Source organism: Buchnera aphidicola (Mindarus abietinus) (genome assembly GCF_964059085.1).
GTDB lineage: Bacteria > Pseudomonadota > Gammaproteobacteria > Enterobacterales > Enterobacteriaceae > Buchnera_A > Buchnera_A aphidicola_C.
Genome location: NZ_OZ060398.1, coordinates 199,713 through 212,782, shown reverse-complemented (window position 1 = coordinate 212,782; position 13,070 = coordinate 199,713). Strand labels below are relative to the sequence as shown.

Below are 13,070 nucleotides of genomic sequence, written 5' to 3'. Positions count from 1 at the left end.
AATTAAGAGATATGTATTTCTAATATTTTAGAATAATACAAAAAATATCTATTTTGGTTTTTAATTATGAAAATAAGTAATTTACTTCTTTTTTTTTTATTTTTTTTCATTTTTTTTATTTGTATAAAAAAAAATTTTCTTTTAAATCAAAAAAAAATATTTTTTTTACATGGCCATACTATGGGTACAACATGGAAAATTCAACTATTTAAAGAAAAAGAAAAAATAAATTTTTTAAATTTAAAGAAAAATATTCAAATATTACTAAATCATGATGAAAAAGAACTATCTACTTGGAATAACAAATCAATGGTTTCAAGAATTAACCATGGAGTTGATAATAGACCCATAATAATTAGCAAAAACTTTAGCACTATTATTTCAAAAGCAATTTTAATAAATAAAAAAACATTTGGTGCTTTAGATATTACTATTGGTTCATTAATAAAAATTTGGGGATTTAATATTATAAATACACCTTTTAAACTCCCTTCATTAAAAACAATAAAAATTGCTCTTTCAAAATCTGGGATAAATCATATTTATTTAATAAAATATCAAAAAAATGAATATTTATACAAAGATTTAAAAAATTTAGAAATAAATATTTCTACTTTAGGAGAAGGTTTTGCCGTAGATCATATTTCTAAATTACTTAATAAAAAAAAAATTACTGATTATATAATTTCAGTTGGTGGAGCAATTAAATCTAAAAAAAATTGTTTACATAAAAATTTTTCAATAATAGCTATTCAGAAACCAACTAATAAAAAAAATTCTATTCATATGTTAATTAAACTAAAAAATCAATCAGTTAGTACTTCAGGAAATTACAGAAATTATTATTATTTTAATAAAAAAAAAATTTCTCATTTAATCAATCCTTTTAATGGAATGCCTATTGTTAATAACTTAGTATCAGTAACTGTAATTTCCCAAAATGCATTAGATGCTGACGCTTGGGATACTGCCCTAGAAATATTAGGTTTTAAAAAAGCTAAACAATTGATCTTAAAAGAAAAACTTGCTGTTTGTTTAGTGCAGAAAAGAAAAAAAGGTTTTTATACCTGGGTTTCTCCTAAATTTAAGAAATTTTTAATTAAATCCTCTTTTAAAGTTACCAAAAAATAATTTTTTTACTATAAAAAAACAAAATATTTAGATTTAAGAAAACTTAAAAACAATATATAAAAAAATATAATTCCAATAGGAAAAATAAAACTTTTTAATTTTTTTAAAATTTCGTTAAAAAATTTTGGAGGTTTACAATGCCAGTTTTATCAGGAGCGGAAATGGTAATACGCTCTTTAATTGATCAAAATATTAAATATATTTTTGGATATCCTGGAGGAGCAGTTCTCGATATTTATGATGCTTTAAAAACAATTGGTGGTATTAAGCATATTTTAGTAAGACATGAACAAGGTGCTACTCATATGGCAGATGGTTATGCCAGAGCAACTGGAAAAGTAGGAGTTGTTTTAGTTACTTCTGGACCAGGAGCGACAAATGCTATTACTGGTATCGCAACTGCTTACATGGATTCAATACCAATGGTAATAATATCAGGTCAAGTAGCTTCTAATTTAATAGGATATGATGCTTTTCAAGAATGCGATATGATCGGAATATCTCGTCCGATTGTTAAACACAGCTTTTTAGTTCAAAAAACAACAGATATTCCTATAATTTTAAAAAAAGCATTTTGGTTAGCTTCTAGTGGAAGACCTGGTCCCATTGTAATAGATATTCCTAAAAATATTTTAGGTGAAAAATGCAAAAAACCATATATTTGGCCTAATTCTATTAATATTCGATCTTATAATCCAACAACTAAAGGAAATACTAGACAAATTAAAAGAGTTTTACATACTTTATTGAAATCAAAAAAACCAATTATTTATGCCGGAGGAGGTGTAATTACTTCTAATAGTCATCATGAATTAAAGATTTTAGCAGAAAGTTTAAATTTTCCTGTTACAACTTCATTAATGGGACTCGGAGCATTTCCAGGTACTCATAAACAAAGCTTAGGCATGTTAGGTATGCACGGAACATATCATGCAAATATGGCCATGCATAATTCAGATGTAATATTTGCTATTGGAGTTAGATTTGATGATCGTACAACGAATAATTTAGAAAAATATTGTCCTTATGCTAAAATTTTACATATAGATATTGATCCTACTTCAATTTCCAAAACTGTTTTAGCAAATATTCCTATTGTAGGAGATGCTAAAAAAGTATTAAAAGAAATTATTAAAGAATTAAAAAAAATTATTATAACAAAAAAAAGCAACTCCTTTGAAAGTTGGTGGAATTCTATTCATATTTGGAAAGAAAAAAACGAAAATAAAAAAACTATAGATGAAGAAAATGTTATCAAACCACAAAAAGTTATTAAACTGATTTGGAAAAAAACAGCAGGTGAAGCTTTTATTACATCTGATGTAGGACAACATCAAATGTTTACTGCTTTACACTATCCCTTTGATTATCCTCGACAATGGATTAATTCAGGAGGTTTAGGAACCATGGGATTCGGATTACCCGCTGCATTAGGAGTAAAGTTAGCTTTTCCTAAAAAAATGGTAATTTGCATTACAGGGGACGGAAGTATTCAAATGAATATTCAAGAGTTATCTACTGCTATGCAATATCAATTGCCTATTCTAATTGTTAATCTTAATAACAAATCATTAGGAATGGTAAAACAATGGCAAGATATGATATATTCTGGACGTCATTCTCATTCTTATATGCAAGCTTTACCTAACTTTGTTAAATTATCAGAATCGTACGGACACGTCGGAATAGCTATAAATCATCCTTCAGAATTAGAAGAAAAAATAGAAACAGCATTTAAAAAATTAAATCAAGGAAAATTGGTATTTTTAGATGTTTTAATTAGTGATTCTGAACACGTTTATCCAATGCAAATTAAAGGGGGTGGAATGAACGAGATGATACTAGAAAAAAAGAGAGATTTTTAAAATGAGACGAATTTTATCAATATTATTAGAAAATGAATCCGGTGCACTATCTAGAGTAATAGGTCTTTTTTCTCAAAGAGGCTATAATATAGAAAGTTTAACTGTAGCACCTACAGAGGATTCCTCCTTATCTCAATTAACTATACAAACTGTTGGAGATGAAAAAGTCATAGAACAAATTGGAAAACAATTACATAAGCTCATTGATGTTCTAAAGGTTTCAGAAGTTAATGATACCGATTATATAGAAAGAGAAATAATATTAATAAAAACAGGAAATATTTGTAAAAAAAAGGGAAAAATAAAAGACATCGTTGATATATTTAGAGGACAAATAATTAGTTTAACTACTGAAGGTTATATTATTCAAATCACCGGTTCTAGTAAAAAAATTAACTCTTTTCTCGAATTAATTCGAAAATATGTTAATATTGTTGATTTATCAAGATCGGGAATTATTGGGATTTATAGAAATTAATTTTCTATTTCGCTGATTTAATAGTTAAAGATTTTTTTCTATAAAAAATAAAATTTAATATAAATTAAAAATATTATAATTATGAAAAAAAAAAACATATTCCCGTACTTTTACGGGAAACAATACTATCATTAAATATTAAAAAGAACGGAATTTATATAGATTGTACTTTTGGATGTGGCGGGCATTCAAATGAAATATTAAAAAAAATAGGTAATAATGGAAAATTATATGCCATAGATGTTGATCCTTCTGCTATCCAAGAAGCGAAAAAAATAACAGATTCTCGTTTTAAATTTTTTCAAGGATCATTTTCAAATATCATTTTTCTTTTAAAAAAAGAAAATTTAATAAATAAAGTGGACGGAATCTTACTGGATTTAGGTGTATCATCTGTACAACTAGATGATCCAAAAAGAGGGTTTTCTTTTAATTCTGACGGTCCTTTAGATATGAGAATGAACCCAATATCTGGAATTACTGCATCAACTTGGTTATCAACTAACAAAGAAAAAAAAATAGCAGACGTGCTAAAAAAATTTGGAGAAGAACGATATGCTAAAAAAATTGCTCGTGCTATCGTAAAAAGAAATGAAATCTCTTTAATTAAAAGAACCACTGAATTATCTGATTTAATTAAAAAAAACACGCCTTTTAATAAATCAAAACATCCTGCTAGATGTAGTTTTCAAGCAATTCGTATTTATTTAAATCAAGAATTAAATGAACTAAAAAAAATATTAAATGAATCTTTAAAACTCTTATCGCATAAAGGTAGATTATCAATAATTTCATTTCATTCCTTAGAAGATAGAATTATAAAAAAATTTTTTATAAATCACAGTAGACAACATTTTTTTATTCCAAATAAGTTACCAATAACAGAAAATCAAATAAAAAAAATTAAAAAAAATAGTTTGAAAGTAATAGGGAGAATCTTTCCAAATGCTAATGAAATAAATAAAAATTATAGATCTCGAAGTGCAATTCTTAGAATTGCCGAAAAAATTTAAAAAAATATAGTTTATCTAAAAATTAGCTTTAAAAAAAATTTTAAAAAATATTTTAGTATTTTAAAATTTATCAAATAATAAGTAAACATTTTAAATAATTAAAAATTATAAAAAAAATATATTTCAAATAAATCTGTATAAATTAGATTTAAATATTAATTTTATTTTTTAAAAATTTTAAAAACATTTTCTTTATTATCAACATTTTTTTAAATAACTAATAGTTTTAAAAAAAAACTTATTCTTTAATTATTTAAATATTATTCGTTATAAAAAAATTATTAATTATTAATTTAAAAAGTTTACTAAACTGTAATTAATATTACGAATATATATTAATTTTTTCTAAACTAAAAAAATAAAAAGAAAAATTTTAATCTTCAATTAAAAATATTTTTTTATTACTTAATAATACAATAAAAAAATTATAAATATAAAATTTATAAAAATAAAATATTAAATGAATTTTTTCATAAAAAAGTAAAAAATCTTAAATATATTTAATAAATATCATTAATAAAAAAACATAATCATTAATTAATCAATTTCTTCTTATTAAGAATATAAAAATTTAATTAATATAAAAAAATTACTTAATATTTTTTTTAAAAATAAAAAATAATAATAGTTAAAAGCCATAAGTTATTAATATTATTTAATTAATATGAATCAAATCAGTTAATGATAAGTATCTATTACTATATAATAAATGATTCCTAATCATATTAATGATTAATTAATAAAAATAGATTTAGTTCAATTATTAATCAAAATATTGATTACTACTTTTATTAAAAAATATTAATTACGAATATTATTTTCTTTTATTATTTTAAATAATTCTTATAACTTTCATATATTTTATATATATAAATAAAAAATTACTAATTTTTTTAAATTTAATTTAATAGCTAAACTATTGAATTCTTATTCGAATATTAAAAAGAAATGCAATTAAATAAGATTCGATTATTAACAAACTTTTTTATTTTTTTTTATACTTACTAAATTAAAGATATTTTTTATAAAAAATAAAATTTATTAAATAAAAATTTTTAAAAAATTAAATAAAATTAAAAAAATAAAAAAAATAATAGTATAAAAATAGATTTGATTATTTAAAAATTTATTAAAATAAGAATTTTTAAAATGAATGTTTAATACTGATTAAATTAAGAAATAAATTTTTATAAAATAAAGTAAAAAGTTATTACATGTTTTTTAAAATTTATACTTTCTAAAAAAAATAATTTATTTGGAAAATTAAAAAATAAGCATTTTTCAATTATAAAACTAGAAATTAAAAAATTTATAGCATTGATATGCCAATATTAAAAATATAAATAACAAAATATTTTTATAAAAAAACTGCTTTTATGAAAAATTTAATTCTATTAAAATATACTTTTAGTAACTAAAATTAACTATTGCTACTAAAAAAATATTATTATGAATAATATACTTTATACATATAAAAATTAAAAAAATTTTTAATAAGAAAATATGTTTTTTATTAAAAAAATAAAAAAATGAATAGAGAGACTAATGAAATTAAAAAAAAATTAATATATTATGTAGATCATTAACTATTTTGTTAATAATTAATTAATATTTTTAATTAAAATTTTTCTAAAAAAAATAAAAATATTTTTTAAATAAAGGCAATTAATAAAATCTTTTTCTATTTAAAATATTAAAATTATTAATATAATATTTATATTAAGTTGTATTTAAATTAATTTAATTTTTATATTAAAATATAATCCAATTTTAAATAATTAATAATTATATAGTATATATATATACACTAATTTGGATTAAAAAATGAATCAATCAACAGAAAAAAAAATGATAGTTGGACTTGAAATAGGAACAACAAAAATTGTTACCTTAATAGGAGAAATTTTACCAAATAATTTAATTAATATAATAGGAATAGGTAGTTGTGAATCTCATGGAATTGAAAAAGGAGAAATAAATGATTTAAAATCTGTCTCTAAATCAGTTCGAAACTCTATCAAAAAAGCAGAAGATATGGCAGGATATGCTATTTCCTCTGTCTATTTATCTATGTCTGGAAAATTTATAAATTATCAAAATGAAATAGGAATAGTCCCATTATCTAATAAAGAAGTAACAGAAAAAGACATAAAAAATGTTATACATACCGCTCAATCTGTAAAAATTAATAATGAACATCAAATTTTACATACTATTCCAAAAGAATTTTCAATCGATCAAAAATTTGGAATAAAAAATCCTTTAGGGTTATCTGGAATTAGAATGCAAGTAGAAGTGCATTTAATTACATGTCATAATGAAATAATAAAAAACTTTATAAGATCAATTAAAAACTGTCGATTAAAAGTAGATGAAGTTATTTTTTCAGGAATAGCTTCTAATGAAGTTGTAATTACCAAAGAAGAAAAAAAATTAGGAGTTTGTATGATTGATATGGGAGGTGGAACTATGGATATAACTATTCATATCAATGGATCCATTTGTTATAGTTCTGTAATTCCCTATTCGGGAAATACAGTTACCAATGACATTTCTTCTCTTTTTTCTATTTCAAAAAAAGATGCTGAAAAAATTAAAATTGAAAATGGTTGTTCTAGTAAAAAAAATGATAATAAAACAAAAAAAATTGAAATTACTACATTTAATGGAAAAAAGATTCAATATATAGAACAAAAATTATTACATCATATTATCGATGCTAGGTATATCGAACTTTTAAATTTAGTAAAAAATAAATTATTAATATTTTTTGAAACTACTAATGAAATAAAAATTAAAAAAAAGTTATCTGGAGGAATAGTATTAACAGGAGGGGCAGCAAGAATAAAAAATTTAGAAGAACATGCTGAAAAAATATTTAAAACAAACATAAAAATAAGAAAATCTAAAAAAATAGAAGGACTAACAGAAAATTTTAGCACCGAAAATTATTCAACAGTTATAGGATTATTAAAATATGGAAAAAACAAAATTTTAAAAAAAACAGAAAATGTTAAAAATAAAAGTTTTTTTCAAAAATACTTTAAAAAAATTAATCATTGGATTTTTAATAAAAGTTAAATATGAAATTTTATAAAAATGTTTTATAACTTCTCACATTATATAAATCGGAGTAATTATGTTTGAAGAAAATGAAAAAAATAACCTTACTATTATTAAAGTAATAGGCGTAGGAGGTGGGGGATGTAACGCTGTAGAGCATATGATAAAAGAAAAAATAGAAGGAGTGGATTTTTTTGCTATAAATACTGATGCTCAAGCATTACAGAAAATAGAAGTTAAAAAAAAAATACAAATTGGAAAAAAAGTTACCAAAGGATTAGGTGCTGGAGCGAATCCAGATGTAGGAAAACGTTCAGCTGAAGAAGATCAGGAAATTTTAAAAACTCTTCTAAAAGAAGCAGATATGATTTTTATTGCTGCTGGAATGGGTGGCGGAACTGGAACTGGAGCTGCTCCTGTAATTGCTAAAATAGCCAAAGAAATAGGTATACTAACTGTTTCTATTATTACTAAACCTTTTAATTTTGAAGGAAAAAAAAGAATCGAATTTGCAAAAAAAGGAATACTTGAATTATCAAAAAGTGTTGATTCGTTAATCATAATACCGAACGATAAATTAATTGAAGTATTAAATAAAGAAATTTCTTTATTAGATGCTTTTAGTGAAGCGAATAACATTTTAAATGAAGCTATACAAGGAATTTCTGAACTAATAACTCGTCCAGGATTAATAAATGTAGATTTTGCTGATGTTAAATCGGTTATGTCAGAAATGGGATATGCTATGATGGGTACAGGATTATCTTCAGGAGAAGAAAGAGCAGAAGAAGCAACAAAAATAGCTATTTCCAGTCCTTTATTAGAAGATGTTGATTTGTCAGGTGCTAAAGGTATATTGGTGAATATAACAGCAAGTGCGGATTTTAAACTTAATGAATTTAAAACTGTTGGAAATATTATCCGATCATTTTCTTCCGATCATACAACTTTAGTTATAGGAACATCTTTAGATCCTAAAATGAAAAATACAATTAGAGTTACAGTTATTGTAACAGGTATAACAATAGATTTAAATCAACATGAAAAAAAAATTTCCACTCATAAAAACATTCAAAAAAATATTTTAAATTACAAAAATACCGAGTTACAAAAATCTATTTTTTTAAAAGAAAAAAATGAAAAAAAAGAAAATTTAATGGACTCGAAATATATAACTAAAAAAAATATAGATTATTTAGATATACCTACATTTTTAAGAAAAAAATAAATTCTACTAAATAGAAAAAAATATTTTCTTTTGATTTAATATTTTTTAAAAAATAAAAATATAGAGATTATTTAAAATAATTGTTAATATATTAACTATTATAATTTAATCGAAATTAATCAAATATCTTATCTAAAATATAGAAAATTATTATGTCTGAAATAAATCAAAAAAATTTTTTTGTTTCCGAAACAGCTAAAAAAAAAATAGATGAATTATCGAAAAAAAAGAAAGATTTAAATCTAAACTTTAGAATTTATATTTCCGGAGGGGGTTGTACAGGTTTTAAATATGGTTTTATTTTTGATAAAAAAATAAATAAAGATGATATTTGTATAAAAAAAATTAATGTTCCTATAATTATAGATTATATAAGTTTCCAATACCTTGTAGGAGGAACATTAGATTTTATAGAAAATTTGGAAGGATCAAAATTTTTTATTTCTAATCCAAATGCAAAAGTCACGTGTGGTTGTGGATTATCATTTAGCATTTAATTTTTTTAAATATTTTTAAAAGTTACATATTCCTAAAATTTTTTAATTATTTTTCTAAAAGAACTGCTATTATAAATATTATTAAATAAATACTTATTTTACAAAAATATTATGCTTAATATAGGAATTGTTATTGCGATTAAAAAAGAATTAAATGAAATAAAAAAAAAATTATTCATATACAAAAAAATTAATTTAAAAAAATATGTTCTCTATCTAGGAAGTTTTAAAAAAATAAATTTTTTTTTATTACAATGTAATATTGGAAAAACTAATGCTAGTTGTGCTACAACCTTATTATTACAAACATATAAAATTAATTTTATTATTAATATAGGTTCTTCTGGCTCTTTAAAAAAAAAATAAAAATATTTGATATAATCATTGCAAAAAAAACATGTTATTATGACGTCGATTTAACTGCTTTTAACTATCCTATTGGAAAAATACCTAATTCCCCAAATTTTTTTAATTCTGATTCTTATTTAAAAGAAATTGCTATACGAGCATGTATTAAAAAAAAATTTTCTTTTTTTTTAGGAACTCTAGTAACCGGAGATACTTTTTTAAAAGAAAAAAAAAAAATAAATTTTATTAAAAGCATATTTCCTTCCGCTATTGCACTAGATATGGAAGCTTCTGCTATTGCTCATGTTTGTTATATTTTTACAATACCTTTTATTAATATTAAATTTATATCTGATTGTTCCAGTAAAAACTCTCAAGAAGAATTTAAAAAGAACATAGATTTAATTTCTTTTAAATCCTATTTAATTATTTTAGAAATTCTAAAAAATTTAAGTGATTTATAAAAAAAATAAAGTTATAATTTTTTTATATAAAAAATTATAAAAACATTTTTTTAATAGTTTATTTTTTAAATTTTTACTTTAAAAACATATAGTTCTTTTCTTAAAAAAAATAGAACTATATGTCGGTCAAATAGCTCTTATTAAAAATATAAAAATATTGCAATTATAAATATATATTAATATTAATTCATTAAATCAGTTATTGTACCTTCGTAAACTTCAGCTGCCAATGGAATTGTTTCTGATAATGTTGGATGCGCATGAATCGTTAACGAGAGGTCTTGAGCATCACATCCCATTTCAATAGCTAAACTAATTTCGGATAATAATTCCCCAGCATTTCTGCCTATTATTACTCCTCCTATCAATCTTTTAGTATCTTTATTAAAAATTAATTTTGTTAATCCCGAAGAAGCGCAATCAGATGCAATTGCTCTTCCTGAGGCACTCCAAGGAAATAAAGCTACTTTATAATTTATATTTAACTGTTTGGCATTTTTTTCAGTAATACCAGTCCAAGCTATTTCTGGTTCTGTATATGCTACGTTTGGAATAACCTGAGGATCAAAAAAATGTTTTTTTTCTGCTATTACTTCGGCTGCTATTTTAGCCTGATGTATTCCTTTATGTGCTAACATGGGTTGTCCTGTAACATCACCAACAGCATAAATACCTTCTATATTTGTTTTTAATTGATTATCAACCTTTATATATCCTTTGTTATCTATTTCAATCCCAACTTTTTCTATTTCTAATACATCAGTAGCTGGTAAACGACCTACGGCTACTAAAACAGCATCATATATCGTTGTTTTTTTTCCTATTCCTTTTTGATCTATTGTTACTGAAATTCCATTTTCTACTTCTTTTATATCTAAAATATTAGTTTCTAACATAATATTAAATTTATTTTTAATAGATTTTAAAAATATTTTTATAACATCTGTATCAACAGTAGAAAGAATTTGATTATGATTATCGGTAATATCAATTTTTGAACCTAATGAATAATATATTGTAGCCATTTCTAAACCAATAATACCTCCTCCAATAATCAATAAATTTTTAGGAAGAAAAGGAATAGATAGTGCTTCTGTAGAAGTCCAAATTCTTTTATTTTCATACGGAATAAAAGGTAATTTAACTGATTGTGATCCTGTTGCAATAATTACATTATTAAAATTAATTTTATGATCTTCTTTTTCTGAATGAACTATTAATTCATTATTTGAAACAAATTTTGCAATACCTGTGATAACTTTAACTCCTCTTTTTTTAGCCATATGACTTAATGCAAAATTCAATTTTTTTATATTTTGATTCTTCCAATTTACTAATTTTTTTATATTTATTATTGGCAAAGAAAATGTAATTCCATATTCAGATAAGGCTTTACTTTGACTAATAGTTTTTGATACATACAATAAACTTTTAGAAGGAATACAGCCTACATTTAAACAAACCCCTCCTAAATTTGAATAACGTTCTATCAGAATCGTTTTTATTCCTAAATCTGCACAACGAAAAGCCGCTGTATATCCAGCCGGGCCAGCTCCTACTACAACAACACTTTTATTACTTTTAATACTTTTAATACTCATTTTTATTTTATTTCCTAAATATTCTTAAATAATGTTGATTATTAGAAATAATATTATTTTTTTAATATGGATGTTTGACTTAAAAATAACTGTTTTTACTAAAAAAAATAATTATTTATTTCAAATAAACTATTATACATTTATAATATTAATAATTTTATATCGGATAAAAGTTGACTGATATATTTCATAAAATTAGCGCCATATACTCCATCAATGATTCGATGATCATAAGATAAAGAAAACGGTAACACTAAACAAGGACAAAAATTTTTATTTTTCCATATAGGTTTAACTATTGTTTTTGAAATGCCTAAAATTCCTACTTGAGGTGCATTTATTATAGGAGTAAAACCTTTTCCTCCTAATTTTCCTAAACTTGAAATAGTAAAACTTCCTCCTTGAAAATCTAATAATGTTAATTTATTACTTCTTGCATCAGTACATTTTTGATTTATTTCAAATGATAGTTCGTATAATTCTTTTTTATTTACTTCTTTTATAACAGGCACTACTAAACCTTTTTCAGTATTTACTGCTATTCCTATATTAATTTCCTCATTGAAAATAAAACTGTTTTCTTTATTAGAAAAAAAAGTATTAAAAAGAGAAAATTTCTTTAATGATTTTCCAACTATTTTAGTAATAATAGAAAGTAACGTTATCTGTTTATTTGATTTATTATTTTTAATAATATTTATTTTTTTTCTAAATTTTTCAAGTTCTGTAATATCCGATTCATAAAATTGAGTAACATGTGGAATAGTGCTCCAACTTTTTTGTAAATTATAACTAGAAGCAGCTTGAATTTTAGTAAATTCTACTCGATTATTACTTTTATAATTTTTAATTACATCATTAACATTTTTATTTTTATAGTTTAAAAAATTTTTTTCTTTACTTTTTTTGTTTTTATATAATTCAAGGTCTTCCTTTAAGATTCTTCCATTTCTTCCCGAACCTACTAAATTTTTTAAGTCTATTTTGGATAATCTTGCTAAACGACGTACTAAAGGAGAAGCATGAAAAGAAGTATTTTTTTTAAAATTAAAATCGTTTAAGATCACATCTTTTTTTTTATTTTTTCTAAAAATACTAGAAAAATCTTTATTATTGGAATTTAATTTCTCATTAACTTCTTCCATAATCAAAATTAAATCATTATGCTTTACTTTATCTCCTATATTAATAAAAATTTTTTTTATTTTACCCGAATTTGGAGAAGGAATTTCCATGGAAGCTTTTTCACCTTCAACTAAAATTAAACTTTGTTCTTTTTTTACTTTATCATTTTTTTTAACTAAAATTTCAATAACTTCTACTAAATCTGGACCAATATCTGGAATTTTAACTTCGATACTCACTTTAATTATCCTTTTTTA

The 13,070-nt window shown here is 22.3% G+C and carries 8 protein-coding genes and 2 pseudogenes; 8 read left to right on the top strand and 2 right to left on the bottom strand.

The annotated features are described in order from the left end of the window. Window positions 1-180: 180 nt before the first annotated feature. The 8 genes and pseudogenes from AB4W62_RS00960 (at window position 181) to AB4W62_RS00925 (ending at window position 10,087) form a co-directional block, all read left to right on the top strand. Window positions 181-1,131: an FAD:protein FMN transferase gene (locus AB4W62_RS00960; protein ID WP_367680084.1), complete on the top strand. Its 951-nt coding sequence runs from the start codon at window positions 181-183 to the stop codon at window positions 1,129-1,131. A 137-nt stretch (window positions 1,132-1,268) separates the two neighbouring features. Continuing rightward, window positions 1,269-2,996: a biosynthetic-type acetolactate synthase large subunit gene (gene ilvB / locus AB4W62_RS00955; protein ID WP_367680083.1), complete on the top strand. Its 1,728-nt coding sequence runs from the start codon at window positions 1,269-1,271 to the stop codon at window positions 2,994-2,996. A 1-nt stretch (window position 2,997) separates the two neighbouring features. After that, complete coding sequence (gene ilvN, locus AB4W62_RS00950; RefSeq protein ID WP_367680082.1) at window positions 2,998-3,474, top strand: acetolactate synthase small subunit; 477 nt, start codon at window positions 2,998-3,000, stop codon at window positions 3,472-3,474. A gap of 92 nt (window positions 3,475-3,566) precedes the next feature. After that, window positions 3,567-4,487, top strand: a pseudogene (gene rsmH, locus AB4W62_RS00945) (16S rRNA (cytosine(1402)-N(4))-methyltransferase RsmH); the annotation flags it as partial. Window positions 4,488-6,311: 1,824 nt separating this feature from the next. Continuing rightward, entirely contained in the window at window positions 6,312-7,568 is a 1,257-nt protein-coding gene (ftsA, locus tag AB4W62_RS00940; protein WP_367680081.1) for a cell division protein FtsA, read from the top strand. Between the two features lie 58 nt (window positions 7,569-7,626). Further along, a complete protein-coding gene (ftsZ, locus tag AB4W62_RS00935) occupies window positions 7,627-8,778 on the top strand; it encodes a cell division protein FtsZ (protein WP_367680080.1) in 1,152 nt (383 codons plus the stop codon). A gap of 152 nt (window positions 8,779-8,930) precedes the next feature. Further along, window positions 8,931-9,275 (top strand): iron-sulfur cluster insertion protein ErpA, encoded by a 345-nt coding sequence (gene erpA, locus AB4W62_RS00930; protein ID WP_367680079.1) that lies wholly within the window; start codon window positions 8,931-8,933, stop codon window positions 9,273-9,275. Between the two features lie 111 nt (window positions 9,276-9,386). Then, window positions 9,387-10,087: pseudogene (locus tag AB4W62_RS00925) on the top strand (5'-methylthioadenosine/adenosylhomocysteine nucleosidase). A 182-nt stretch (window positions 10,088-10,269) separates the two neighbouring features. Here the strand turns inward: AB4W62_RS00925 and lpdA are convergent. Next, on the bottom strand, window positions 10,270-11,688 hold the full coding sequence (gene lpdA / locus AB4W62_RS00920) for a dihydrolipoyl dehydrogenase (protein ID WP_367680078.1): 1,419 nt from the start codon (window positions 11,686-11,688) through the stop codon (window positions 10,270-10,272). A gap of 140 nt (window positions 11,689-11,828) precedes the next feature. Next, window positions 11,829-13,052, bottom strand: a complete 1,224-nt coding sequence (locus tag AB4W62_RS00915; RefSeq protein ID WP_367680077.1) for a 2-oxo acid dehydrogenase subunit E2 — start codon at window positions 13,050-13,052, stop codon at window positions 11,829-11,831. Between the last annotated feature and the right edge of the window lie 18 nt (window positions 13,053-13,070).